Consider the following 25,824-nt stretch of genomic DNA (forward strand, 5'->3'; position numbering starts at 1 on the left):
CAATTCAGGATCCGGCATCCCATGTCGGACAGTGATGAGGTATGGCAAGGTACGGGGATGACGTCCCTCGAAGGGGTCCTCACGGGCATCGTTGATGCCCATGTGCAGCACTGGAACCCGCGGCGCACCCCGTGGGCGGCGACGCGGGCGTCGCGGCTGTACGGGTTCGTCCCCACCTTGGGCGACCGGGTGTTTCCGCTCGTGGTCTCGCGCGCCGACCGCGAGTACATCCTGACCCCGCGCACCGTGGCCCGGGCCTACGAGCCGCGCCAGTACGCCACCGATGCGGCGCTGGTGCCGACCGTGGTGGGGGTACCGATCGACACGGTGGTGCACGTCGAGTCGCATTGGCGCCGCGAGGTCGCCGACGCCGCGGAGCCCCCGGTGGACAGCACCGCCGTCGAGGAGACCCGATATCTCGAGAGCCTGCCGTTCGGCCAGGCCGGTACCCCCCGCCTCGGCGCCGTCATCTCGCACGGCGATCCGCGGACCCGCACGTTCGCGACCATGCTCGACGAACAGTTCGCGGCCTCCCCGCGGTTCCGCGGCATCCGCATCGTCGCGTCCCGACATCCTGATCCGCGAGTCCGCGACGGCGGGGACACCGACAACCTGCTGTCCTCGACGGCGTTCCTCGAGGGGTTCGCCGAACTCGCGAGCCGCGATCTGGTCTTCGAGGCGTCGGTGTACTCCCATCAGCTGTACGACGTCATCCTGCTGGCCCGGGAGTACCCGGACACGACGATCGTCCTCGACCACTTCGGCATCCCGGCGGGGGTCTTCGGTCCCGTCGGTGTCCGCACCGGCGCGACAGCCGCTGCGCGCGCGGACATCTGGCGATTGTGGCGAGAACGGATGACGACCCTCGCGAACCACCGCAACGTCGTCGTCAAACTGTCGGGTCTGGCGATGCCGATACTGGGTTACGGTCACGAACGGTGGGGCAACATCGGCGGTCAGGCCACGCTCGCCGAGATGATCGGTCCCTTCGTCGAGCACATCGTCACCCATTTCGGGTCGGACCGCATCATGTTCGGGTCCAACTATCCGATCGACCGGCCCAACGCCGCGGTCGACGTGCTGGTCGGCGCGCTCGTCGACTGTGTGTCCCAGTGGGGTTCGGAGGCTCTGCGGAAGATCTTCCGCGACACCGCTGTTCGTGTCTATACGATCGATGACGCGGCGGGTTGACCGCTCACCGGCCGCGGGGCCACCGCGTCGAACGTTGCGGCGACTCCGGCACGGGCACGTCCCGCATGAGCCGGGTCAGGATCTCGACGAGGGCGGTGCACGAGGGATACCGGTCCTCCGGTGACTTCGCCAGCGCCTTGGCGAAGATCGAGTTCATCGCCGACGGCAGCCAGGGGCGGCGTCGGGTGAGTTTCGGCGGGTCGTCGTTGAGGTGGGCATAGGTGATCGCGAAAGCGGTGTTCCGCGGATACGGCGGTGTGCCCGTGATGAGTTCGACGAGCGTGCACGCGAATGCGTAGAAATCGGTTGCGGGGGTGAGCTTCTGGGCCTGCAGTAGTTCGGGCGAGGCGTAGCCGATGGAACCCTGCACACGACCGTTGCGCGCGAGTGGACGGGTGTCGTCGAGGAACTGGGCGATCCCGAAGTCCGAGAGGTAGGCGTCGAGGGGTGTACCCACAGATCGCGGGGTGCGGGAGAGGAGGATGTTCGCGGGTTTGACGTCGCGATGCAGGATGTCCTGCGAATGCGCATGATCCAGCGCATCGGCGATCTGCATCGCCACCCGCAGGATGGTGTCCATGTCCGGCTCGTCGCCGCGCTCGGGGACGAGTGCGGTCGCCGCGGGGCCGCCGATGTACTGCATGGTCAGCCACATCGACGGCAGGTGCCGCGGCCCGAGCGACCCGCGCGGCGAGGCGATCTCGCCGTGCTCGATCATGCGCACGATGTGCGGATGGTCGAGCAGCGACGCGATCCCGAATTCCCGCTCGAAGCGCTCCCGGACCCGCGCGTGGTCGGACGCGTTCGGGTGCAGTACCTTCAGGGCCAGCGGCCCATCGCACGACGGGTCCCCGTCGTCGCCGGTGCGATGGACCCGGAACACATCGGCGCTCGCCCCGCCACCGAGGAAGTCGTCGATGGTGAAGCCGGCCACGCTCTCGCCAACCTCGAACACCCTGCCAGGGTAGTGGCGTTCGCGGGCCGACGGCGGTAACCGCCGGGTCAGCGAGCCGGTGTCAGCCGGAAGATCGGGAACCGGCGGCCCTGCGCGGTCTCGGTGTACTTCAGGAACTGCTCGGATGCCGAGATGAACTTCTGCCACGCGGGTTCCCAGTCGTCACCCTCGACTTCGGTCACCGCGGTGTCGAGCCGTTCGACGCCGTTCTCCGCCGGCGCCTCCACGGCGACCGATTCGGGATGTGCCCGCAGGTTGTGCACCCACGCCGGGGCCTTCGGCGAACCGGCGTACGAGCCGATCACCAGCCAGCTGTCGGCGTCGGGCAGGGCGAACAGGGGACTGATCCGCGGCTCGCCGGACTTGGCGCCCAGCGTGTGCAGGAGCACCAGGTTCTTGCCGAAGCCGGCGGTGTCCACATGCCCGTTGTTGGAGCGGAACTCGTTGATGACGGTCGCGTTGAAATCGTTCACGTCGCTCATTGTCGCGGTGCCCGGCGTTTCCGGCCATGTATCAATCTGAAACCGTGGTCGTTCGGTCTGCGAATACTCTGAACAGATGAGTGCCGACCCGAGTTCGCTGGCCGCTTCCCTTCCCGACGGCATGGTGGTCACCGACGCCGACATCCTCGCCGGCTACCGGCAGGACCGTGCCGCCGATCCGACGGCCGGCACCCCGCTCGCGCTGGTTCGGCCGACCACCACCGCCGAAGTGCAGGACACCGTTCGCTGGTGTGCCGCCAACGGTGTCCCGGTCATCACGCGGGGTGCGGGTACCAGTCTGTCGGGCGGGTCGACGGCGGTCGACGGCGCGATCATGCTGTCCACCGAGAAGATGCGGGACATCGACGTCGACCCGGCGACGCGCACCGCCGTCGTCCAACCCGGACTGTTCAACTCGGAGGTGAAGGCCGCGGCCGCCGCGTCGGGGCTGTGGTATCCGCCGGACCCGTCGTCGTTCGAGATCTGCTCGATCGGCGGGAATGTCGCCACCAACGCGGGCGGACTGTGCTGCGTCAAGTACGGCGTCACCACGGACTACGTCCTGGGCCTGGAGGTGGTGCTGGCCGACGGCCGGGCGGTACGCGTCGGCGGCAAGCAGCTCAAAGACTCCGCGGGCCTGCCGCTGACCAAGCTGTTCGTGGGCAGCGAGGGGCTGCTCGGGATCATCACCGAGGTCACCCTGCGGCTGTTGCCACCGCAAGGCCCCGCGAGCACCGTCGTCGGTGTGTTCGGTTCGGTGCACGACGCCAGCCGAGCGGTGCTGGCGGTGACCGGGGAAATGCGTCCCGCGATGCTCGAGTTCATGGACTCGGTGGCCATCAACGCCGTCGAGGACCTGTTGCGGATGGGCCTCGACCGAGAGGCCGGGGCGCTGCTCGTCGCCCAGTCCGACGCCCCGGGTGCGGCCGGCGCGGCCGAGGTCGAGTTCATCCGGAAGGCGTTCGAGTCCAATGGCGCCGGCGAGGTCTTCGCGACCGACGACCCCGTCGAGGGCGAGGCGTTCACCGCGGCCCGCCGCGCGGCGATCCCGGCGGTGGAGAAGCTGGGATCGTTGCTGCTCGAGGACGTCGGCGTACCGCTGCCCTCGTTGCCCGACCTCATCGACGGTGTCGCCGAGATCGCGGCCGGCAACCGGGTGATGATCTCGGTGATCGCCCACGCCGGCGACGGCAACACGCACCCGCTGATCGTCTTCGACCCCGCCGATGTGGACGAGGCGAAGCGCGCGCAGGTCGCCTTCGGTCAGATCATGGACCTCGCGATCGAGTTGGGCGGCACCATCACCGGCGAGCACGGGGTGGGGCGACTGAAGAAGGGCTGGCTGCCCGACCAGGTGGGGCCCGACGTCATGGAACTGACGGCTCGGATCAAGCAGGCTCTCGACCCCGACGGTCTGCTGAACCCGGGCGTGCTGTTGTAGCCGGGCGTCCTCCGGTGGACCGGGAGGCCGCGGTGCGCCCCGCCACCACATAGGTGTCGCGGCCTGCGGCCTTGGCGTCGAAGAGCGCGTGGTCGGCGACGTCGAACTCGTGCCGGATGAAGGCGTCGGCGTCGTCGGCGGACATGTGGCCGCCTGGTGTGGCACCCACGGCGATCCCCAGGCTCATCGTCGCGGTCGCACCACCGGGGATCGTGATGCGCCGCGCGCGGATGCGTTCGGCGAGCGCGCGCACCGAGGTCTCGTCGGCAAGCGTCGCGATCGCGAACTCGTCACCGCCGAGTCGCGCGACGATGGCCTGCTCGTCGGTGGCCCCCTGCAGAATCGCCGCGACCCGCTCCAGGACGTCGTCACCCGTCGCGTGACCGTGTTCGTCGTTGATGGCCTTGAACCGGTCGACATCCGCGGTGATTAAGGCGAACGGTTGAGCGGGGCTCCGACGGAGCATTGTCGTCGTCGCGTAGATGAAGCCGCGACGATTCAGCAATCCGGTGAGCGAATCGGTATTTGCCATGGTGAGCTGATGTTTCAGCGATCGCTGGAAATCGGATGTGTAACTGCGATGAAGGGCCGTTGTGCCATTGGTGACGACCAACAATGCGAGGGTGGTGAACAGGACGTTCAACACCGGAGTGCCATCTGCCCACGACATGAGGCCCATCGCGCAGACCGCGATGCTCGAGTAGATCATGTGGGCGTACGCGACCGGGGACCGGACGAAATGCGCCACATATGACCCGATGACAGCGAAGATCACGGCGCAGAACTGGGCCAGGATGATGTCGGAGATGGCGAGGATCGCAACGGTCAGCACAGCGTCGGCCCATAGGACGAACAGGGTGTTGAACCCCCTTATCGACGACTGCTTGGTCCACCAGATCACGCCGAGGTGGACCCGGCTGACCACGAAAGCCATCGGGATCGTGGTGGCGGCGACGATGCCGAGGGCGATCGAGCGCGGGACGGATCCCTGTGTGCCACTCGGCGTGAAGAGCGCGATCGTACCGAGCGCTCCGCAGACCGCGACCAATACGGCGATGGTGACGCGGACATGCCATTCGCGCATCCGGACCTGTTTGAGGACGTGATCTGCGTTGTCGTAGAAAAGGTGGGGGTGTCCGGATATCTCATCGGTGGCCGGCCCGTGGCGAAGAGCCCGGAAACGTGCGGCGGGCCGTTCCTCGTGGTCTCCGCGTTGTCGGTGCTCGATGGCCACGTCCTCTTTCACTCGTGATGCGCGTGACGCGCATGCATGTCGCGACGAAGAATCGTCGAACACACGTTACGGAGTTTAGAGGACGATTAAAGATCGTTTCTTCTCGAAATCCGCGATATGACCCAACGGAGCGAAAGATGTAAGAATCGGCAGAATCGCCGTCGATCTGATGCGCGCTGAGACGGTCGTGCCGATCGGGCCCGATCAGCCGCCGCCTGCTGGGGTCCTCCCGTCCCCTCCGCGGGAGGGACCCCAGCAGGTAGTCCGAATGCGATGTGGCCGGCGCGAACCTGGCCTCGCGGAATCCAGCATATTGGCTCGATGGTCAACCTACAATCACATCAATCGGGATAACTGACAGGAGATCGTTGATGAATGGTCCCGGGGAGCCCGGACTACGTGATATCGACCTCCGACGACTGCGGATGTTCGTCGTGGTGATGGAGGCGCCCAGCCTTCGTGTCGCCGCGGATGACCTGTTCATCAGCCAGCAAGCGCTCTCCTCGGCGATCCGCGAACTCGAGCGACACCTGGGGGTAGAGCTCTTCTCGCGGTCGCGCCGAAGCCTCACGCCGACGCCTGCCGGTGAGGCGCTCTACCGTGGTGCAGTGCCGTTGCTGGCCGGTGGCGAACAGCTCGCGACGCAGGTACGACGGGTGGACGCCGGCTCGCCTGCGCCGTTCGTGATCGGTCACGCCCCGGACCTCGCCTCCTCCGAGGTCTTCCGGATCATCGAACCGGTGGTGCTCGCCGACTCGTCGGTGCCGATCACGGTACGACCGGTCTTCGCCGAACTCATCCGCGACGAGTTGCTGTCGGGAGCCATCGACATGGCTCTCGGACGAGGCGTGGCGGCCCCGCCGGACATGGCCACCACCATCGCGACACAACACGAACTGCGTCTGGCGGTGCGTGCCGATCACCCGCTGGCCGCGCACGACCGGGTCGACATGGCCGACCTCGCCGGCTACGAGATCGTCGTCTGGGGTCCCGAGCACGAGTACGAGTACACCGACATCCTCGTCGGCATGTGCCGGCGCGCCGGATTCGAACCGAAGATCATCCTGTCGACCCTGCTGGGTACGCCCCCGCACACGGCGGTGATCGCACACCCGAAGGCGTGCGCCTTCGTCACCAATGAACCCGGCTGGATCTACGTCAACCGCATCCGGATCGTCGAGTTCACCGATCCGCCGTTCGCACCCGTCCGCGCGATGTGGTTGCCCAACACCTCGTCGACCCTTCGGCGACAGATCCTCGCCGCGGCCGAGAACTCGCTCTGACCCGACCCCGCGCGACGATCCTGGACCGACGCTGCTCAGCCCTTCTCGGTCGGGTCGTTCCCGAGGGGGTTCTCCGGTTCGTGCCCTTCGGACACCGCGAACGAGCCGGTCTCTGGATTGACCGTCACCGCATGATGCGGCACCTCACGGACTGCGAGCACCATGGGCGATCCGTCGCGATTGCGGACCGCTCCCTCGCCGGGCAGGCCCGCGAAGGTCGCCGACACCGGCTGGCGTGCCCTGCGGTGACGATGGTGCTGCGCCGCCGACATGTCCGCAGTATCCGCGGACCCCCCGGCGGGTTCGGTTGTGCTCAGTTGCACATACCGCGGACGGACCGCGACGTCGTAGTGGAACGCACGGAGCAGCGAGATGCACGCCAGCACCATGACGATGGAGAACGGCACCGCCGTGGCGATCGACATCGTCTGGAGCGCGGTCAGCGAACTGGTGCCGCCGACCAGCAGCAGGACCGCGGCCGCCACGCCCTGCAGCGACGCCCAGTAGACGCGGGTGAGTTTCGGGGTGTCGATCTTGCCGCCGGTAGCCAGCATGTCGATGACCAACGACCCCGAGTCCGAAGACGTGACGAAGAACAGCACGACGATGACGATTGCGACGACGCTGCTGATGGCCGACATCGGCAAGGTGTCGAGGAGCTGGAACAACGACGTGTTCGTGTCGACCTCGCCGTCGACGAGCATGTCGCCGAACTCCATCTGCCGCAGGATGCCCGAGTCGCCGAACACGGTGAACCATATGGTGCTGACCAGGGTCGGCATGATGAGCACGCCACCGATGAACTGCCGGATCGTCCGGCCCCGCGAGATCCGCGCGATGAACATACCGACGAACGGCGCCCAGCTGATCCACCAGCCCCAGTAGAAGATCGTCCACGCGCCCTCCCATCCGTCGTCGGTGAACGGCGCCGTGCGCAGCATCAGATCGGGGAAGGCCTGGATGTAGTTGCCGATGTTCTGCACCCACGACTGGATGAGAAAGAGCGTCGAACCGAGGAGCAGGACGAAGACGGTCAGTGCCGCCGCGACGGCCATGTTGAGGTTGGACAGCCACCGCAGGCCCTTGGTCACCCCGGTGACCACCGAGAAGATGGCCAGGCCGGTGATGCCGATGATCAGCGCGACGATGATCCAGTTGTTGACGTCGACCCATCCGAGGTAATCGAGACCGGCGCTGATCTGCTGGATGCCGAAGCCAAGCGAGGTCGCGACGCCGAACAGAGTGCCGACGATGGCGACGATGTCGACCGCGTGACCCAGCCAGCCCTCGACGCGTTCGCGGCCGAGGAGCGGCTCGAGCAGCCACCGGACGGACAACGGCCGTCCCTTGCGGAAGGTCATGTAGGCCAGGCCGAGTCCGACGACGACGTAGATCGCCCAGGCGTGCAGACCCCAGTGATAGAGCGTCAGTTCCATCGCCTGATTGGCCGCGGCGTCGGTGCCACCCGGGATGCCGCCGGCCTCGGGCGGGTTCACGTAGTGCGAGAGAGGCTCGGCCACGCCGTAGAACACGAGTCCGATGCCCATCCCGGCAGCGAAGAGCATGGCGAACCAGGAGAGCACCCCGAACTCGGGGTCCTCGTCGTCCTCGCCGAGCTTGATGGTGCCGATCCGGCTGATCGCGCAGTACACCGCGAACAGGACGAAGCCGGTGGCGATCAGGACGTACCACCAGCCCACGCCGTCGGTGATCCATGTGTTCAGTTTGTCGAAGGCGTCGGCCGCGGTCTGAGCGTAGATCACCGCGAAGATGATCAGACCGAAGATGACGGCCGACGCGGTGAGGAACACCGGTTTGTGCAGTTCGCGCCACGCGTTGCGGAACATGGGGGACTCCCTCGGCTCAAGAGCTGTACGTGCTACGGCGGCGACAGCGAATCGCCGTGTCCGATTTTCGACCTTACGGACACCGCGATCTCGCGGCCGACCGGGGTGAGGCCGCGATCCGCGACGGCTTGATCCTCACGACGTCACGTCGACGGCCACCGCTCGGTGATCAGCTCGACCATCTCCTCGACCCACGCGTCGTCGAGTGCGGCGTCGCTGCGGATGAGGATGCGGAAGATCGCGGTACCGGCGACGACCTCCGCGAGCATGGGCAACCGGTCGTCGCCCCGGCGTTCCTGACCGAACCGGGATTCGAAGGCGGTGAGGTCGCCGGCGAGCCGGGCGATCATCTGACTGTGCAGCTCGGGTGAGGCCACGGTGTCGGCGATGAGACCCGGAAGCGCCACGCGCACCTCGGGTCGGTTGAACATGGCACGCACGATCTCGACAAGGGCCCGGATGTCCTGTCGGGCGTCACCTGAACCCGTTGGCGGTTCCAGGGTTTCGGCGGCCAGAATTGCTTCGTGGACGAGCTGGGCCTTGCCGGACCAGCGCCGGTAGATGGCCGCGGTGGTGGTGCCCGCGCGGGCCGCGATCGCCGAGAGGGACAACGCCGGGTAACCCGTCTCGAGGATGAGCTCGCGGGTGGCCGCGATGATCGCGGCATCGATGCGCCCGTCGCGGGGCCGTCCGGGCGACGAAGGGTTCGGCCTCTTGTTTTCCCTCCGGCCATCTGCTGTCATGGGACCCAGCATAGATCCAATACGGTGTGCATCGTATTTATGGGAGGGTCCGTGGAACTCAGTCCACTCGATGAATATCCGATCCACCAGGCACCGGCGCCGATCACCTGGCCCGCGACCTCCGACCGAAATTTCTACGACCGTTCGTATTTCAACGTCCTCGACCGCGAGGGCCGGTTCATGGCGTTGACCGGTATCGGCTACTACCCCCGGCTCGGGGTCAAGGACGCCTACTTCGTCATCCGCCGCGGGGACACCCAGACCGCGGTGCACCTGAGCGACGCCATCGACGACGACCGTCTGCGGCAGAACGTCAACGGCTACCGCCTGGATGTGGTGGAGCCGCTGCAGGAACTACATCTGACGCTGGCCGAGACCGAGGGGATCTCCGCCGACCTGACCTGGCGCGGTCTCTTCCCCGCGGCGCTGGAGAAGCCGCACGACATGCTCACCGAACGGCGGGTCACGCTGCAGGCGTGCCGGTTTGCGCAGGTCGGCAGCTGGCAGGGGTGGATCGACGTCGACGGGGAGCGGTTGACGGTCGAGCACGACACCAGCGTGGCGAGTCGAGACCGGTCGTGGGGTATCCGCCCCGTCGGTGAGTCCGAACCCGCGGGCCGGCCCGACACCGCCTTCCGCGGCATGTGGTGGCTGTACCTGCCGCTGGCCTTCGACGACTTCCAGTTGTTCCTGATCCTGCAGGAGGATCCCGACGGTCATCGCAGTCTCTACGACTGCACGCGGCGCTGGCGGGACGGTCGCGTCGAGCAACTCGACGGAGTGCGCGTCGCCATCGACTACGCGCCGGGCACACGGATTCCCCGGGGTGCGCACGTCGAGTTCCTGACCCGGGCCGGTGACCGGGTCGTCCTCGACGTGGAGTCGAAGCTGTTCGCGCCCATCGCGTTCGGCTCGGGGTACGGCGGTGACTCGTCGTGGGGTCACGGCACATGGAAGGACGGACCGTTCGCCGAACGCGTCAGCTTCGACCTCACCGACCCGGAGGTGATGGCGCGGGCGCCCTTCAGCCTCATCGACCACGTCGGGTCGGCCGTCTGTACCGAACCAGACGGCACCGTCCGGCATGGTGCCGGGTTGTTCGAGCACGGCGTCATCGGTCCTCATCACCCGTCGGGATTCTCCGACTGGACCGATGTGATCGGCTAGGACATCGATATGAAAATCATGACGGCGTTGTTCGATCCGGTCGGAGCTGTCGATCGCGCGCGGGCGCTGCAGGAGGCCGGCGCGTCGGGCGTGTTCACCTTCGAAGGTCCGCACGACGTGTTCACGCCGCTCGCGCTGGCGACGGCGGTCGACGGGCTCGACATCATGTCCAACGTGGCGATCGCACTGCCGCGCAACCCGATCCAGCTCGCCCACCAGTCCAACGACCTGCAGCTGCTCAGCGAGGGACAGTTCATTCTCGGACTCGGTACCCAGGTGCGCGCACAGATCGAGAAGCGGTACGGCGCCGAATTTGACCGTCCCGTAGAGCGGATGAAGGAGATGGTCGGCGCCCTGCGGGCCATCTTCGCGACGTGGAACGACGGTGAGCGTCTGGACTTCCGGGGACAGTACCACCGGCACACCCTGATGACGCCGACCTTCGTGCCCGGCCCCAACCCCTACGGACCGCCACCGATCTACCTGGGCGCGTTGGGGCCCCGCCTCACCCGTGCCACCGCGGAGGTCGCCGACGGTCTGCTGGTGATGCCGTTCGGATCGAAGCGGTTCCTCCACGGCACGACGCTGCCCGCGGTCCGCGACGGTCTCGCGGCGGCCGGTCGGAGCGAGGACGACTTCGAGGTGGTGCCCGAGATCATCGTCTCGGTCGGGCGAGACGACGATCACGCGTCGACGCGAATGTTGTTGGCGTTCTACGGTTCCACTCCCGCATACCGGCCCATCCTCGATGCGCACGGATGGGGTGACCTGCAGCCGGAACTCAACACGATGTCCAAACAGGGACGCTGGCAGGAGATGGCCGGGTTGATCGACGACGAGATCCTCCACACCATCGCGGCCTGCGGCACTCCGGCCGAGATCGCCGCACACATTCGCGATCGCGTCGACGGTGTGTCCGACCGCATCTGCCTCTACCAACCGGGACCCATCGGTGTCGAACCGCTGGCCGAGATCGTCGACTCCCTCAGCGGTGACGCGAGATGAGTTCGGAAACAGTCGAATTCGAGGAGATCGCCGACGACCGGTACGGCGGCAAGGCGGCCGGGCTCGCACGTCTGCGGCGACTGGGTCTCCCGGTGCCGCCCGGGTACGTCATCGCCGGCGCGTCCGGGGTGTCCGACGCTGCGACAACGCGATTCGACGAGATGGCCGCCGCCGGTTGGACGCCGGTCGCGGTCCGGTCCTCGGCGGTGGGGGAGGACGGGGACGACCAGTCCTTCGCCGGCCAGTACGACACCGTACTGGGGGTCGACACCCCGGATGGCTTTGTCGCCGCGGTCCGCGCGTGTGCCGACTCGGTGCACTCGCGACGCGCGTCGTCGTACAGCGGTAACGGCACGGCCACCATGAATGTGGTGGTGCAGCGCATGGTCGACGCCCGCGCCGCGGGTGTGGTGTTCACCGCGGACCCGGCGTCGGGCCGTCGGGATCTCATGGTCATCGACGCCGTCGCCGGACTCGGCGAATCGCTCGTCGACGGGACGGCTGCTCCCGACCACCTCGTGCTCGATGCCGACGGTTCCGTTGTGGTGCACGAAACCGTTGCGGCGCCGGTCTTGTCGGCCACGGAGATCGATGACATCAGTGCCGGTGCCCGCCGGGCCGAGCAGGAGTGGGGCCGGCCGATGGATCTCGAATGGGCGATCGACAGGTCTGGCGAGCTCTGGTGGTTGCAGGCGCGGCCCATCACCACGCTGCCCGGCGACCTCAACGAGATGGACTCGCCGGTGGCCGGCGCCGACCATGTCTACACACGGTGCAACATCGGCGAGATGATGCCGGGCGCGTTCTGTCCGCTGACCGCATCGGTCTCCGGGTTCGCGATCGACTACGCGATGCAGATGGTGCAGGTGGTCGCCCGGGCGCAGGAGTGCTACGAGAAGCCCTGGTTGCAGGTGGGTTACTTCTACGGGCACATGTTCCTGAACCTGACCGAGGGCACGGCGCTGAGTTCCGGCATCCTCGGCAATTCGCTGGAACAGTTCTCGACCTCGATCTGCGGGCGGGTCATCGACGAACTCGAACCCAAGCCGCCACAACCGTTCCGGCGCAAGCTCGGGAACACCGTCCGGCTGACCTCGCATGCGCTGTCGGTCGGTCCCGCCATTCGTCGACTGCCCGGTGAGATCGCCGGGTTCGCGGTGCCGACGAGCCGCGACCCCCGGATCGTATGGCAGGAGCTGGAAGCCGGGGTCGCCCAGTACTGCGACGTCACCCTCATCCATGTGCGGTCGTCCTCACGCGCTGCCGTCGCGGCGAATGTGCTCGAGAGCGTGCTGGTCCGGCGCGCGGAGAAGGACGGCCGCACCGAGGACGACGGTAAGGCCGAGGCCGCCCGGCTCATGGCCGGTGCGTCGGAAGTCGAGAGCGCGCTGATGCTCGCCGAACTCGACGCCGTCGTACGGACGATCGCCGCCGATTCCGCGGTGGCCGAGGAGTTCCTCTCCGCCGCACCGGACGTCGCGGTCGCCGGGCTGCGGTCGGCCTCCGGTGACGCCGGTCGCGCGTTGCAGCGTTTCCTCGAGCGGCACGGTCACCGCGGTTACCGCGAACTGTGTATGCGCGACCCGTCCTGGGCCGACGACCCCGGTGGTCTGGGGGCGATGATGCAGGTGATGCTGCGGTCTGCGCTCGACCGAGCCGTTCGGAATTCGGCCCCGGCGGCTGTCGACGAAACGCCGCCCGCCGCGATCAGGCTTCTCGCCCGCCTGGCGCAGGGGGGTGCACGGGGGCGCGAGGAGACGAAGTCGCGGATGGCGCTGATGGCACATCGGCTCAAGCGCGGTTACCGGCACCTCGGCGAGGTGTTGGCCGAGACCGGGCGGCTTCCCGACGCCGATCTCGTCTTCTTCTTCGACCGTGCGGAGCTGCACCGGGTCGTCGGCGCCGGCGACATCACCGACCTCGTCGAGAGCGCGCAGAAGCGTCGAGAAGCGTTGTCGTATCAGGATCGGCTCGAGTTCGACGATGTGTCGGTCGGCCGCCCGTCCCCGCGCGTCGTGGCTCCCGAGCGGAATGTCGGTGATGGCCGGATCGTGGGTCGACCGGCGGGCCGGGGAACCGTCGAAGGCGTGGTGCGCGTGGCGAAGTCGATCGTGGAGGCGCGTGATGTCCAGCGCGGCGAGATCCTCGTGGCACCCGTCACCGACGTCGGCTGGACGCCGTACTTCACCGTCATCGGTGCGCTGGTCACCGACATCGGCAGTTCGGTCTCGCACGGCGCGGTGGTCGCCCGCGAGTACGGACTGCCGTGCGTCGTGAACACCCTGGTGGGCACCCAGGTGTTGCGGACGGGAGACCGCGTGCGGGTCGATGGAGATCGCGGGATAGTCGAACGGCTCGAGGCGAGCTGAACCGGTTGAGAACCAGCGGGTTCAGCCATCACCGGAGGCGACGTCGGCATAGAGGTCACGCAGGTCGCGCTTGAGGATCTTGCCGCTGGGGTTCTTGGGCAGGGACTCGCTCGCGATCACGATCTTCGGGATCTTGTATGGCGCGAGCCGGTCTCGGCAGTGCTGGGTGATCGATCCCGGGTCGATCGTGTACCCGGGGGCCGGTACCACCACCGCCGCAACGGCTTCCACCCAGTAGGGATGCGGAACGCCGATGACCGCTGCTTCCTGCACGGCAGGGTGTTCGAACAACACTTCCTCGACCTCGCGGCTCGACACGTTCTCGCCGCCGGTCTTGATCATGTCCTTCTGCCGATCGACCACCCACAGGTATCCGTCGCCGTCGAAGTAACCGAGATCGCCGCTGTGGAACCAGCCCCCGCGGAACGACTCGGCCGTCTTCTCGGGCAGATTGAGGTAGCCGACGGTCACCTGCGGGCTGCGATGCACGATCTCGCCGACGGTACCCGCAGGGACGGTCCGGCCGTCGGAGTCGACGACCCGCGTCTCGACGTTCAGGGCGGGGCGGCCGGCGGAACCGCCGCGCGTGGTCTGATCGTCGGGCGCCAGAACCGTGGCGAGCGAGCCCATCTCGGTCTGGCCGTAGAAGTTTCGCAGGCGGAGGGCGGGGAGGGCGGCGGTCAGTTCGCCCAGCACCTCGACGGGGAGCGCGGAGGCCCCGTAGTAGCCCTTGCGCAGCGACGACAGCGCATCCGGGTCGAAGTCGGGGGAACTCAGCAACGAGATCCACACGGTCGGCGGGCAGAAGAGTTTGGTCGCACCCTCCTGCGCCACCGTCCGGAGGAGCGTTGCGGTGTCGGGACGGTCGAGGATGATGCTGGTCGCGCCCAGCATGATGTCGGTGATCAGGAAGTTGTCCAGTTGCGCGCAGTGGTAGAGCGGAAGCGAGTGAACCTCTATGTCGTCGTCGCTCATCCCGCCCGAGACCACGCAACTCATGTACTGCCACATGAGCGTCCGGCTCGTGTGCATGGCGCCCTTCGGTCGGGATTCGGTGCCGGAGGTGTACATGATGCGGATGACGTCGTCGTCGGCGACGCGGACATCGGGCAGCGGCCCGGCCGGTTCGCGCACCCAGTCGTCGACGGACGGCCATCGGGAGTCGGAAAGGCCGGGACCGAGCGGGATCGACCGACGCACGGTCACCGGTGCGGTGGATGCGGCGATCGCCTCGTCGGCGGTGGGCACGAGCGCGTCTTCGACGATCAGGCCGGACGCGCCGCAGTCCTCGAGGATGTACGCGATCTCCGCCGCGGTGAGCATGAAGTTGATCGGGACCGAGATGACCCCGATCCGCGCGGCGGCGAAGATGACCACGGGAAACTGCCAGCAGTTGTGCGACAGGATGCCGAGGGTCTGCCCCTGCCGCAGGCCGGCGGCGTGCAACGCGGCGGCGAACCGGTCGACCGCGTCGTCGAACTCCCGGAAGGTCAGGCGGGTGTCACGGTGGATGACGGCGGGCTTGTCGGGCGTCCGAGCGGCCGACCTGCGCGGGATGTCGCCGAGCGAGTGCGACCGCGCCGCGCCGATCAGGTCGGTGCCGAGGGGAGGAGTCGTCGTCATGGGCGGGTGCCTCTCGATCCGGTGGGATTGGGCGACCCGGACCGCTGGTCACGGGTCGATGGGTACTGTTCGTAGCTATGCGCGGTAGTTCTGAGCCGGGCGCCCGACGCAGGCCCGGCGCCGATCCGATGTCGCCTCGCGGGGGATGGCAGGACCTGCTGTCGCGTCGGCAGATGCTCGGGGTCCTGGCGGTTCTCGAGCAGTGCGAACACGCGGCCGGCGGTCAGGACTTCAAAGAGGGCCTGGTCGAGGCCATCTCCACGTACTTCGGGGTTCGTGACGTGACGTTCTTCCACGGCCGCACCTACAGCGAGATCTTCGACGACCCGGCACCGCTGCTGACCGGCGCCGCGGCCCCGCTGTTGCGGGACTACCGCGAACGATGGCGCGACAAGGACATCTTCGCGCTGCCGCGCGCTCGGCGGGTCCTCACGGCCGAGGGATTCGCGACCCTCGACGAACTGTCGCGCCTGCCGGTCCCGCAGCGCTCCTATGTCGTGGACTATCTGCACCCCAACGACATGGAGACCGCGTCGGCCCTGCACCTGCCGCTCTCCGACGGTGAGGCCCTCGTCGGCATGTTCGACCGCGTCCGGAAGTGGGACGAATCGGACCTGCTCGCGATGCGCATCCTCGCGCGGCAGCTGCGGGCTCGATCCACGACGGTGTCCGCGGCGCACGAGCCCGTCGATCCGCTGGCAGCACTCACGCCGCGACAGCTCGAGGTCGCCGAACTCGTCAGCGACGGCCTGAGCAACGCCGAGATCGCCCAGCGCCTGTCGCTGTCGGAGCTGTCGGTGAAGAAGTACGTGAGCCGCATCTTCGACGCCGCTGGGTTGCGCAACCGGGCCGAGCTCGCGACCGCGGTGCTGCGTTCGCGCCGGCGGGCTCGCTGAGCGGCCCGGCGCAGCGGTGACTTCCGGCGCGGTCACGGGGCAGGCGTCGGTGTGTACGCGACGACGGTCAGCCCGTTCGGTGAACGCAGGGGCACCCGCGTCTCGTGGCCGCCCACCGACCTCTCGCCGACATGCCAGCCCAGTGATCGCGCGACGTCGATCGTGGCTGCCAGATCGGCGGTCCGCGCGAGGAGTGACCAGGCCGGCCCGTCGGTCTCGTCTGAGACGCTCAGCGCATCCCAGGCCGCCCAGGCCGACCCGTCGGAGAACCTGGGTGCTCCCAACACGGCTTCGACGTCACCGGCGACGCCGGCCCACCGGTCGGTCGCGTGCATCACCGTCACCCGCTCGAACAGCGAGCCGAATCCGGCTCTCTCCGTGTTCTTCTCGTCTGTCATTCAGACCACCGCCGTCGATGTCGCTGCCACGGACGGCGTCAGCCGGTCGCCGAGCCGGTCACGCTTGGTGGCGAGATATCCGGCGTTGTCCGCGGTGGCCTCGATCTCGAGTCCGACCGTCTCGATGACCTCGATGCCGTGAGAGGACAGCCCGTCGACCTTGGCCGGATTGTTGGTCAGCAACCGGACTCGTCGGATGCCGAGATCGTCCAGCACCGCCGCCGCGTCCCGATAGTCCCGGCTGTCGACGGGCTGACCGAGACGCAGGTTCGCGTCGACGGTGTCGACGCCGTCGAGGTCCTGGAGTCGGTAGGCGGCGATCTTGGCTGCGAGACCGATGCCGCGTCCCTCGTGTCCGCCGACGTACACCACGACCCCGGCTCCGGCGTCCGCGACGTGCTGGAGTGCGCCTCGCAGCTGCGCGCCACAGTCGCATCGGCGCGAGCCGAGCGTGTCTCCGGTGAGGCATTCGCTGTGGATGCGCACGAGCGGTTCGCCCTGCGTGGGCTCGCCGCGCACGAGTGCGAGATGTTCCGCGCCACTCGATGATCGGTACACGGTGGCCTGGAAGATGCCGTGATCGGTCGGCAGCGCGCAGGTCGCGCCCCGTTCCACCGAGCGGCCTGCGCGGCGGTGGGCCACCAGATCGGCGATGGAGATCACCGCGAGTCCGTGACGCGCGGCGAAATCCCGGACGTCTGCCCCGCCGAGCATCGCGCGCCGGTCGGGGCTGACGAGTTCGCAGATGAGACCGGCAGGTTCGAGACCGGCTGCGGCGCAGAGGTCCACGGCTGCCTCGGTGTGTCCGCGACGCTCCAGGACCCCGCCCGGCCTGGCACGCAATGGCATCACGTGGCCCGGCCGGGTGAGGTCTTTCGGACCGACCTCGCGGTCGGCAAGGGCGCGGATGGTCCGCGCCCGGTCGGCCGCGCTGATTCCGGTCGTGACACCGACCGCGGCATCGACGCTCACGGTGAACGCGGTGCCGAGGGGGTCGGTCGGGTCGTCGACCATCGGAGGTAGTTCCAGTGCGGCAACACGATCCGCGGTCATCGCGACGCACAGGAAGCCGGAGGTGAACTCGAGGAAGAAGGCGATGTCGTCGACGTCGGCGAATTGTGCCGGCATCACGAGATCGGCCTCGTTCTCGCGGTCGGCGTCGTCGACGACGATGACCGGACGCCCGAGGCGGAGCTGGTCGAGACACCGTTCGACGCCGGCGGAGCTGTCCGTGGGCACACGGTCCTCGTGGCTCATCGGTGTGCCCGCAATCCGTGGAACAGCGAGCGATGGAAGATCAACGGTTCGCTGGCAGCGGGAACGGAGAGGGCGTCGACCCGTCCCACGACGAGCTCGTGATCGCCGATCGGGCGGTGCTCGTCGATGGTGCATTCGATCCACGCATGTGCACCCGCCAGCCGAGGGGAGCCGTTGCCGGACAGGGTCCATTCCACGCCCGCGAACTTGTCGGCGCCGCTCCGGGCGAAGGTGCGCGCCAGGACATGCTGATCCTCGGACAGCACGTTCGCGCAGAAGGAGCCGTTCGCCACGACCGACGGCAGCGTCGTCGAGGTGATGCCGGCGAAGAAGCCGACCAGCGGCGGCTCCATCGAGATCGAGGTGAAGGAGCCGACGGTCATGCCCACGGGCGAACCGTCCGGGCCGGCCGACGTGATGATTACGACGCCGGAACCGAAGTGCGCGAGCACTTCACGGAATCGGTCGCGGACCGACGCCTGGTCATCGGCGTGCACGGACGCGACGTCGTCGGCGATGTGACTGGTGTTCATGGAAGTCCTTCCGATGCGGCCGCGGCGGGTGCGGGTCAAGGACGCACGCACCCGCCGGGCAACCGGGATCAGGCCGGGACGGCCTTGGTGGCCAACTCGTCGAGGGCGGCCGCGTAGATACCTTCGATCGCGGTGGCGAGTTCGGTTTCCACCGTTGCGGATTCGGCGCCGAACTTCGCTGACCAGTGAACCGAGCAGGTGTCGTCGCCGACTGCCGTGACCGAGATGGTCGAGCGGTAGTGCTCGAGCGGGAGCGGGCCGTCGATGTACTCGTAGGAGTACGTGCGCGCCTCCTCGTCGAAGGCGACGATGCGCTCGCGCGCCGGTGCGCCGTCGGTGAAGACCACGTGACGGACGTCGCCGTCCATCCGCGATGCGTCGATGGCCGGAATCCACGCCGCCACACCGCCGGTGTCACCGATCCACGACCACACGTCCCCGGCGGACAGCGGGAAGTCCTTGGTCACTTCGATGCTCGCCATGTCACACCCGTCCCAGTTCGGCTTCGTACTTCTTGGTCATGTGCTCGACGGCCTTGACGTGTTCGGCCGCTTGGCCTTCGCGGACCGCCTGGGCGCGCGCCGCGGCGTCGATCATCGGTTGCGCCTGCCCCTGGAAATACGGCATGACGTCCTGGGCGAACAATTCGTAGGAGCGTCGGGTGGCCTGCGGGTTCGCCCAGTCGTGACCCTGGATCAGCAGCGTGCCGAAACCGCCGGACTGGTCGATCAGGCGCTGGACCTGTGCACGTGCCTCGTCGGCGGTGCCGATGACGCCGATGCCGGAGGTGTTGATGAAGTCGATCATCTCGTGCTTGTTGGTGCCGCGGACGTCCATCTGCGGGAAGGCCGCCACGTGCTGGAGGTAGTTGAACCAGTACTCGATGCCGTGCTCGACATCCTTGTAGGCCTGCTCCTTGGTCTCCGCGATGTGGAAGGGCCCGACCAGTCGCCAGGTCGACCGGTCCACCTCGTCGCTGCGTCCCGCCTGGGCGGCGAACTCCTCGAGCAGACCCCAATGATGTTGCAGTGCACTGAAACCGTCGGCGGTCAGCGTGGCAGCGATCGACAGCAGGCCGATACCGTACTTGCCGGCGAGTCGCGCACCGGTCGGCGACGCGATCGCGGCGACCACGACGTCGAACAGCGGATCCGAGTAGGGGGCCATCTGGATCTTCGCGTCGAACAGTTCGTGGGTGCGGGTCTTGGCCGTCACCGTCTCGCCGCGGAGGAGGCGCATGATGATGTCGGTGTTCTCCGCGAGCAACTCCCGGGTGTCGATCTGGGAGAGGCCCAGCATCGCGGCGTCGGTCGGGAGCGATCCGGGTCCGAGGCCGAACAGGGCGCGGCCGCGGGTCAGGTGATCGAGCATGATCATGCGTTCGGCCGCCCAGAGCGGGTTGTGGTACGAGACCGAGGTGACGCCCGTGCCGAGTTTGATGCGGCTGGTGCGTTCCCCTGCGGCCGCGATCATGATCTCGGGCGACGCGTAGATCTCGGCGCCCGCGGAATGATGCTCTCCGAACCACGCCTCGTCGTATCCCAATTGCTCGAGGTACTGGACGAATTCGAGATCCCGCTGCAGCAGCAGCGTCGGGTTCTGTCCCGGTTCGTGGATCGGGGCGAGGAACGTGCCGAACTTCAGTCTGGTCATCGGAACTCCTGTGTGACGTGAGAGGTACACATCAGAAGCTATGACTCAGGACACAGCGAGATAAGTCCGCAAAAGTAGACATTCGGTGGCGGCGACCGGCCGCCCCGGTTCAGTCGGCGACGGCCGGATACGCGTCGAGCATCAGGCCGGCGACCGCACCGAGGGCGTCGTTCCAGGCGGCGGTCATATCGTCGGTCCACTCCGCGCCGCCGCGTTCGGCCATCGTCGCGATGAGCGCACCGGCCACCCAGTCGTACATCTCGGGCGTGACACCGAGGTCGTTGTGCCGACGCCCCAGCGCGCCGAGTGTGCGGTCGAGCCATTCGGCGTCCTCGAGATGATCGAGGACCGCGCCGATCGCCTCTTGGAGCATCGTGGCTTGTGGGCGGAGGTCGGCGCCGAACATGGCCCGGACCTCCGGGTGTTCGTCGAACAGGCGATCGTAGAACTCGAGCATCAGCTCGTGCTCATCGTCGATGACCAGGGACAGGCTGTCTTGCAACACTTCTCGGTTCAACATAGTGGGGCTGCACCTCGTCGGTTCTGCTGAATGTGGCAATGACACAGACTCTGTATCTCTGTAACATCTAGCACGGCGCGCGGCGCTCCACAGCTGAATGGGCGGACCGCCGCCGATCAGAACTCGGCGGCCTCGCTGGCGGCGTAGGAGGCCAGCAGTTGCAGGCGCTCGGCGCTGGGGGAGCCGGGCTCGGCGGTGTAGATCATCAGGATCGTGCCGGGGTCGGCGGTGACGGCGAGTTCCTCATAGGCCAGGGTCAGTTCGCCGACCACCGGGTGGTGGAAGCGCTTGGTCCCGGCGCCGTGGGTGCGGACGTCATGCGCGGCCCACAGGGTGCGGAAAGTGTCACTGCGCGTGGACAACTCGCCCACCAGATCCTGTAAGGCCTTGTCGTGGGGATCGCGACCCGCCTCGGCCCGCATGATCGCAACGCACATCTCGGCGAACAGGTCCCAGTCCGGATAGAAGTCGCGGCTCGCCGGATCGAGGAACTGGAACCGAGCCAGGTTGGGGGTGCGGCCGCCGTCGCCGATGACCGGCGAATAGAAGGCGCGGCCAAGTGGGTTGGTGGCCAGCACATCCTGATGCGAGTCGCGCACGAAGGCGACGGCGTCGGTGATCGCTCCCAGAGCCCAGTGCAGACTGTTGCGCGTCGTGGTGCCCTTCGATGACCGGCGACGGGTACGCCCGGACGCCGGAATGCCGTCGGCCGCGCGAGCGAGGTCGAGAAGGTGGGCGCGCTCGGTGTCGTCGAGCTGCAGTGCTCGTGCGAGCGATTCGAGGACCGACGAGGACGCGCCGGCGATCGTGCCGCGCTCGAGGCGGGAGTAGTACTCGACGCTCACCCCGGCGAGAGTCGCGACCTCGCTGCGGCGGAGTCCGGGTACGCGGCGGTTCCCGCCTGCCGGAAGCCCCGCGCTCTCGGGCGAGATCTTCGCGCGCCGCGACATCAGGAAATCGCGGACCTCGGCACGGTTGTCCATGTGCCCAGGGTAGGACGGTCGGTGATGTCGAGGGGTGCCCTGTCAGTACACCTCCTGACAGGAACTGTCGACGACGCGACATATGCGGTTGCCTTGATGGGTGACCGCGTCTGCCGTCGTGCGCTCCCATGGGGGCGCACAGGCGGCGGACCCGACCGAGAAGGAGAACACATGCGCGGAGTGATCATGGATGCCCCCGGCACGATCCGGGTGGACGATCGCGAGAACCCGACCATCCAGGAGCCGACCGACGCGATCATCAAGGTCGCCGCGACCTGCGTCTGCGGGTCGGATCTCTGGCCGTACCGCGGCATCGAAGACGTCGACCACGCCCCGATGGGCCACGAGTACGTCGGCACCGTGACCGAGGTCGGGGACCAGGTGTCGTCGATCAAGGTGGGTGACTTCGTGGTGGGGTCGTTCTTCGCCTCGGACAACACCTGCGAGATCTGCCGCGCCGGCTATCAGTCCCGGTGCGTGCACGCCGAGCCGATGGGTGCTCTGGGCACCCAGGCCGAGTACGCGCGGATCCCGCACGCCGACGGCACTCTCGTCGCAACACCCGGTCAGCCCGACGCCGACCTCATCCCGTCGCTACTTGCGGCGTCGGACGTGCTCGGGACCGGCTGGTTCGGTGCCGTTGCGGCCAAGGTGGGGCCGGGAAAGACCGTGGCCGTCGTCGGCGACGGCGCGGTCGGGCTGCTCGGTGTGCTGGCCGCGAACCAGTGAACGAAGCGGAGTGCCGATCGGGCCGCTAGTCAGCGATTTCACGTCTGTGACCTGCCAACACGCTTGACAGTAGCGCCGGAAGAGCCCGGAAGCAAGCGGCAGATTCTGTAAGCTGATTCTGCACGTATTCTGCACGCCGAGAGGGTTTCGCATGGCACAGAGACGGACCCGGCGCGCATTCGGCGGACTCCGCAAGCTTCCGAGCGGCCGGTGGCAAGCCAACTACACCGGCCCCGACGGGGCACTGCACAAGGCGCCATCGACGTTCGAGACGAAGCTCGACGCGGAGGCGTGGCTCTCGGACCGCCGCCGTGAGATCGACCGGGACCTCTGGAACCCAGTCGATGCTGACCGCCCCGTGGTCCCGCTCTTCGGCGATTACGCCGACGAATGGCTCGACACCCGCACAGTCCGCGGCCGGCCACTCAAGACCCGCACCCGCGACCACTACCGCGAACTACTCAACAAGCACCTCGTGCCCGAGTTCGGTGACTCACCCCTCGATGCCATCACGCCCGCGATGATCCGCCAGTGGCACGCCCACCTCCTCCCGACCAAGGCCACGATGCGGGCGCACGCCTACAGCCTGATGCGGACCATCATGTCCTCGGCAGTGAGCGCCGAGTACATCGACGCCAACCCATGCCGGGTCGAGGGTGCCGGGTCAGCCCAGCGGAAGTCACGCACAACGCCGGCGACAGTCGAAGAACTCATGACCATCGTGGAGAACATGCCCGAACGGCTGCGCCTCATGGTGCAGTTCGCCGCCTGGTGCGCCCTGCGGTACGGCGAACTGATCGAGCTGCGTCGAAGTGACATCGACCTCACCCAGGGCACTGTCTCAGTCACGCGCGCAGCAATCAGACGTGCCGACGGTCAGTACGTCGTGACCACTCCGAAGTCCGAGGCCGGCGTCCGCGTGGTCCACATTCCGCCGCACCTGATCCCGCTCGCTACCGAGCACCTCGAGCAACACGTCGGTCGCGGACGCGACGCGCTGCTGTTCGAGGCCGGCAACGGCGGCTACCTGACCCCGACCTCGCTCTATCGCTGGTATTACCCCGCCCGTCGGGCCGCGGGCCGAGACGATCTCCGGTTCCACGACCTCCGCCACACCGGCGCCGTCCTCGCCGCCCTCACTGGTGCCACGCTCGCGGAATTACAACAGCGACTTGGACATTCGACGGTATCAGCCGCGATGAAGTATCAGCACGCCGCGAAAGGTCGCGATCGAAAGATCGCCGAAGCGCTATCGCTGCTAGTAGCAGTACCGGACACGCCGAACGAGTAACTTGCCGATCGCGGAAAACCGTGCTGTTCTTGTTCTAGACACGGAAGATTGTGTCGGACAACTGAACACTAACCCGCTAGACCCGAGTAGGTATCGCGTCAGGGATCAGGTCAGCCGCCGTTTACGGCCCCTCCCCGCGTCGAGTGAGCGACAACCGATTTCCCAAACGGTCGAACGGCGTTGGAGGCCCTTCGGGCCCCTCCTTTAAAGACCCTGGTTGGTCGGCCGATTTCCCCTAAGGCGAGGAGAACGTCGAGCAGAACCACAGCACATCTGTGGCGAAGCTTGGTGTTCTCCATTCTCGTCTCTGGAGGTCCCGGTGGGAAAGACCGCCACCTTGCCCCGACGCTGGGCATCAATCAACACAACCGCCGACTATCTCGGCGTCAGTGATCGCACGATTCGGCAAATGATTGCCGACGGACGAATCTGCGGATACCGCAACGGCCGCAAAGTGATTCGAGTCGACCTCAACGAGGTTGATGCTGCAATGAGGCCCTTCGGCGGTGCAGCATGAGGCACGCCAACTACGAGCAGATCGACCACCACGCCGATCTCGGGATCGCCGACGACGGCGACACCGTTGGCGGTGACGTGGAATGACTCAGACAAAACGAAACCCCGCCGGGGCGAACGGCGGGGCTCGGAAATCCACATGGGCGGCGGATCACGACAAGCATAGCCCCGATCTTCGCATCACGTCACCCACCGCCGACGAAATCTATGAACGCGCCGTTGTGCAGGCCGCGACCGACCTCGGATTCACCGTGTCGATCCCATGCCGCGTCTGCGGGCACCCGCTAACAGCACCGAAATCTGTTGCAGCGGTGGTAGGTCCGAAGTGTCGACGCAAGGCGGTGCGCCCATGAGTGACGCCTACACCGAGGTCCGTTCGTACGTTCAGCGCATCGTAGGCACGCACGGCGGTCCTGCGCCCGCGGCCGGATCGCCTGCATGGTGCGATCTTGCCGACAGCGACCGGGCGAAGATGCTCGCGGTACTGCATGCCGGCACCCGCGCGGTCCTCGAGGACTGCGTTGCCGCAATCGACGACCGCCGCCGGAAGTCAAAGGCCGCGGCGGTGGAAGTCTCCCAGGCTGACGACTGGGGCGCCGTTGCACGTCGAGTCCGGGACCGGGACCAGGCTCTCAAGTCCGGTTCCTACATCGAGCGGGTGAGCGTGTGAGCCAGAACCACCCTGGAACCACCCGTTCTACTGGTTCCGGAACCAGTTCCGTACCATTTGACCAGCACATTCCCGAAGCTAGTACCAGCGCGAAAACGCAAGTGGTTCCGGTTCCGGAACCTAGTACTGGAACCACGGAACCACCTAGTGGTTCTGGTTCTGATACCGGTACCCGGAACCGGAACCACCTTCCAGAACCACCGGAGCGGGCGCCGTACTTCGACATCGCCGCGCTGCTCGCCGGGGAGCTACCCGATCCTCCAGTGCCGTCCGTCATGCGCCGCGACGACGGGGTCGGTCTCTTCTACTCCGGGCAACTGAATCTGCTGTTCTCCGACCCGGAAGAGGGCAAGACGTGGATCTTGCTGTGCGCGCTCGCTGAGACCCTGATGGGTGGTGGTCGGGGACTGTTCATCGACATGGACCACAACGGCGCGGTATCCACCGCGGCTCGATTGCTGCAGCTCGGTGTGCCCGTCGACGTCTTGGGCGCTCTCGATCGGTTCCGGTACATCGAGCCCGATGGGCCGGCCGAACTGATGCAGGTCGTGGTCGATTGCCACACGTGGACTCCGGACCTGATCGGCCTGGATTCACTCGGGGAACTCCTACCGATGTTCAAAGCGTCATCGAACTCGGGCGACGACTTCACCACCACGCACACCCGCGTCATCAAACCGTTGGTGAGGACGGGCGCATGCGTGGTTCTGATCGACCACTTGGCGAAGGGTGCCGAGTCACGCGCATCGGGGCCGACAGGATCTCCGGCGAAACGTCGTGCGGTCGGGGGTGTGTCCCTGCGCGTGAAGGCCAAGGAGGCATTTGTGCCGGGTCGGGGCGGGACCGCCTACGTGACGGTGAACAAGGACCGTCACGGAGGGGTGCGGGCGAAGTCTCCGACAGGAGAACGGGAACCGAGCTTGTCAAGATGTCTGTGTAAGAACGTGACTCCTGGGTTTCCTGTGGTTGCTGGTTGGGTCTAGTTGAGGTGGGGTTCGATGCGGTCGGGGTAGGCCAGGGCTAGTTGCCCGAGGGCCT

General features: G+C 67.1%; 25 protein-coding genes and 1 pseudogene. 13 read left to right on the forward strand and 13 right to left on the reverse strand.

Annotated elements, in window-relative coordinates; translation table 11 throughout:
• Window positions 1-57 precede the first annotated feature (57 nt).
• Window positions 58-1,191 (forward strand): amidohydrolase, encoded by a 1,134-nt coding sequence (locus tag KB201_RS16350; protein ID WP_058249671.1) that lies wholly within the window; start codon window positions 58-60, stop codon window positions 1,189-1,191.
• Window positions 1,192-1,195: 4 nt separating this feature from the next.
• Here the strand turns inward: KB201_RS16350 and KB201_RS16355 are convergent, their stop codons facing one another.
• On the reverse strand, window positions 1,196-2,146 hold the full coding sequence (locus tag KB201_RS16355) for a serine/threonine-protein kinase (RefSeq protein ID WP_211539811.1): 951 nt from the start codon (window positions 2,144-2,146) through the stop codon (window positions 1,196-1,198).
• Window positions 2,147-2,193: 47 nt separating this feature from the next.
• The gene (locus KB201_RS16360) at window positions 2,194-2,619 is read right to left on the reverse strand and encodes a nitroreductase/quinone reductase family protein (protein WP_068970840.1); all 426 of its coding nucleotides are present in this window, start codon (window positions 2,617-2,619) and stop codon (window positions 2,194-2,196) included.
• A gap of 85 nt (window positions 2,620-2,704) precedes the next feature.
• Here KB201_RS16360 and KB201_RS16365 point away from each other — a divergent pair, with 85 nt between their 5' ends.
• Window positions 2,705-4,069, forward strand: coding sequence for an FAD-binding oxidoreductase (locus tag KB201_RS16365; protein ID WP_058249673.1), 1,365 nt, complete (start codon window positions 2,705-2,707; stop codon window positions 4,067-4,069).
• On the opposite strand, the gene KB201_RS25190 is transcribed toward KB201_RS16365, so the two are convergent.
• Window positions 4,017-5,303, reverse strand: coding sequence for a diguanylate cyclase (locus tag KB201_RS25190; protein ID WP_242697037.1), 1,287 nt, complete (start codon window positions 5,301-5,303; stop codon window positions 4,017-4,019). The two genes, KB201_RS16365 and KB201_RS25190, sit on opposite strands and share 53 nt — an antisense overlap.
• 371 nt (window positions 5,304-5,674) lie before the next feature.
• Here KB201_RS25190 and KB201_RS16375 point away from each other — a divergent pair, with 371 nt between their 5' ends.
• Window positions 5,675-6,586 (forward strand): LysR family transcriptional regulator, encoded by a 912-nt coding sequence (locus tag KB201_RS16375; protein WP_058249674.1) that lies wholly within the window; start codon window positions 5,675-5,677, stop codon window positions 6,584-6,586.
• A 35-nt stretch (window positions 6,587-6,621) separates the two neighbouring features.
• Here KB201_RS16375 and KB201_RS16380 read toward each other — a convergent pair whose 3' ends face one another.
• Together KB201_RS16380 and KB201_RS16385 are read right to left on the reverse strand one after the other, a co-directional pair.
• Window positions 6,622-8,433: a BCCT family transporter gene (locus KB201_RS16380; protein ID WP_211539812.1), complete on the reverse strand. Its 1,812-nt coding sequence runs from the start codon at window positions 8,431-8,433 to the stop codon at window positions 6,622-6,624.
• A gap of 143 nt (window positions 8,434-8,576) precedes the next feature.
• Window positions 8,577-9,176, reverse strand: coding sequence for a TetR-like C-terminal domain-containing protein (locus KB201_RS16385; protein WP_211539813.1), 600 nt, complete (start codon window positions 9,174-9,176; stop codon window positions 8,577-8,579).
• Between the two features lie 39 nt (window positions 9,177-9,215).
• Here KB201_RS16385 and KB201_RS16390 point away from each other — a divergent pair, with 39 nt between their 5' ends.
• Genes KB201_RS16390 through KB201_RS16400 form a run of 3 tightly spaced genes read left to right on the forward strand, consistent with a single transcriptional unit; the run spans window position 9,216 to window position 13,717 of the window.
• A complete protein-coding gene (locus tag KB201_RS16390; protein WP_249145788.1) occupies window positions 9,216-10,343 on the forward strand; it encodes a hypothetical protein in 1,128 nt (375 codons plus the stop codon).
• 9 nt (window positions 10,344-10,352) lie between these two features.
• Window positions 10,353-11,348, forward strand: a complete 996-nt coding sequence (locus KB201_RS16395) for a TIGR03617 family F420-dependent LLM class oxidoreductase (RefSeq protein WP_211539816.1) — start codon at window positions 10,353-10,355, stop codon at window positions 11,346-11,348.
• On the forward strand, window positions 11,345-13,717 hold the full coding sequence (locus tag KB201_RS16400; RefSeq protein ID WP_211539818.1) for a PEP/pyruvate-binding domain-containing protein: 2,373 nt from the start codon (window positions 11,345-11,347) through the stop codon (window positions 13,715-13,717). The genes KB201_RS16395 and KB201_RS16400 overlap by 4 nt, the downstream gene beginning before the upstream one ends.
• Before the next feature lie 21 nt (window positions 13,718-13,738).
• Here KB201_RS16400 and KB201_RS16405 read toward each other — a convergent pair whose 3' ends face one another.
• The gene (locus KB201_RS16405) at window positions 13,739-15,340 is read right to left on the reverse strand and encodes a fatty acyl-CoA synthetase (protein WP_211539821.1); all 1,602 of its coding nucleotides are present in this window, start codon (window positions 15,338-15,340) and stop codon (window positions 13,739-13,741) included.
• A 77-nt stretch (window positions 15,341-15,417) separates the two neighbouring features.
• Here KB201_RS16405 and KB201_RS16410 point away from each other — a divergent pair, with 77 nt between their 5' ends.
• Window positions 15,418-16,236 carry a LuxR C-terminal-related transcriptional regulator gene (locus KB201_RS16410; RefSeq protein ID WP_249145790.1) on the forward strand — a complete coding sequence of 273 codons (819 nt, stop codon included), beginning with the start codon at window positions 15,418-15,420 and terminating at the stop codon, window positions 16,234-16,236.
• A gap of 32 nt (window positions 16,237-16,268) precedes the next feature.
• On the opposite strand, the gene KB201_RS16415 is transcribed toward KB201_RS16410, so the two are convergent.
• From KB201_RS16415 to KB201_RS16445, 7 genes are all read right to left on the reverse strand, one after another.
• A complete protein-coding gene (locus tag KB201_RS16415; RefSeq protein WP_058249680.1) occupies window positions 16,269-16,634 on the reverse strand; it encodes a hypothetical protein in 366 nt (121 codons plus the stop codon).
• Window positions 16,635-17,891 (reverse strand): 3,4-dihydroxy-2-butanone-4-phosphate synthase, encoded by a 1,257-nt coding sequence (gene ribB / locus KB201_RS16420; protein ID WP_211539822.1) that lies wholly within the window; start codon window positions 17,889-17,891, stop codon window positions 16,635-16,637.
• Window positions 17,888-18,424: a flavin reductase family protein gene (locus KB201_RS16425; protein WP_078113737.1), complete on the reverse strand. Its 537-nt coding sequence runs from the start codon at window positions 18,422-18,424 to the stop codon at window positions 17,888-17,890. The genes ribB and KB201_RS16425 overlap by 4 nt, the downstream gene beginning before the upstream one ends.
• A gap of 68 nt (window positions 18,425-18,492) precedes the next feature.
• Window positions 18,493-18,906 carry an SRPBCC family protein gene (locus KB201_RS16430; protein WP_058249682.1) on the reverse strand — a complete coding sequence of 138 codons (414 nt, stop codon included), beginning with the start codon at window positions 18,904-18,906 and terminating at the stop codon, window positions 18,493-18,495.
• A 1-nt stretch (window position 18,907) separates the two neighbouring features.
• Window positions 18,908-20,077, reverse strand: a complete 1,170-nt coding sequence (locus KB201_RS16435) for an LLM class flavin-dependent oxidoreductase (protein WP_058249683.1) — start codon at window positions 20,075-20,077, stop codon at window positions 18,908-18,910.
• A gap of 109 nt (window positions 20,078-20,186) precedes the next feature.
• On the reverse strand, window positions 20,187-20,597 hold the full coding sequence (locus KB201_RS16440; RefSeq protein ID WP_082652828.1) for a globin domain-containing protein: 411 nt from the start codon (window positions 20,595-20,597) through the stop codon (window positions 20,187-20,189).
• Between the two features lie 116 nt (window positions 20,598-20,713).
• Window positions 20,714-21,580 (reverse strand): helix-turn-helix transcriptional regulator, encoded by an 867-nt coding sequence (locus KB201_RS16445; RefSeq protein WP_058249684.1) that lies wholly within the window; start codon window positions 21,578-21,580, stop codon window positions 20,714-20,716.
• Window positions 21,581-21,751: 171 nt separating this feature from the next.
• Here KB201_RS16445 and KB201_RS16450 point away from each other — a divergent pair.
• The 6 genes and pseudogenes from KB201_RS16450 to KB201_RS16470 all read left to right on the forward strand — a co-directional run.
• A pseudogene (locus KB201_RS16450) lies at window positions 21,752-22,306 on the forward strand (alcohol dehydrogenase catalytic domain-containing protein); the annotation flags it as partial.
• A 154-nt stretch (window positions 22,307-22,460) separates the two neighbouring features.
• Window positions 22,461-23,600: a site-specific integrase gene (locus KB201_RS16455; RefSeq protein ID WP_211539823.1), complete on the forward strand. Its 1,140-nt coding sequence runs from the start codon at window positions 22,461-22,463 to the stop codon at window positions 23,598-23,600.
• A 319-nt stretch (window positions 23,601-23,919) separates the two neighbouring features.
• Window positions 23,920-24,117, forward strand: a complete 198-nt coding sequence (locus KB201_RS16460; protein WP_211539824.1) for an excisionase family DNA-binding protein — start codon at window positions 23,920-23,922, stop codon at window positions 24,115-24,117.
• A gap of 82 nt (window positions 24,118-24,199) precedes the next feature.
• Window positions 24,200-24,469, forward strand: coding sequence for a DUF6011 domain-containing protein (locus KB201_RS25255; protein ID WP_374193945.1), 270 nt, complete (start codon window positions 24,200-24,202; stop codon window positions 24,467-24,469).
• Complete coding sequence (locus KB201_RS16465) at window positions 24,466-24,786, forward strand: DUF2742 domain-containing protein (protein WP_211539825.1); 321 nt, start codon at window positions 24,466-24,468, stop codon at window positions 24,784-24,786. The genes KB201_RS25255 and KB201_RS16465 overlap by 4 nt, the downstream gene beginning before the upstream one ends.
• A 275-nt stretch (window positions 24,787-25,061) precedes the next feature.
• Window positions 25,062-25,769, forward strand: coding sequence for a hypothetical protein (locus tag KB201_RS16470; RefSeq protein ID WP_211539826.1), 708 nt, complete (start codon window positions 25,062-25,064; stop codon window positions 25,767-25,769).
• Window positions 25,770-25,824 lie beyond the last annotated feature (55 nt).

The sequence above is a fragment of the Gordonia sp. SCSIO 19800 genome (assembly GCF_018132775.1).
Taxonomy (GTDB): Bacteria; Actinomycetota; Actinomycetes; order Mycobacteriales; family Mycobacteriaceae; genus Gordonia; species Gordonia hongkongensis.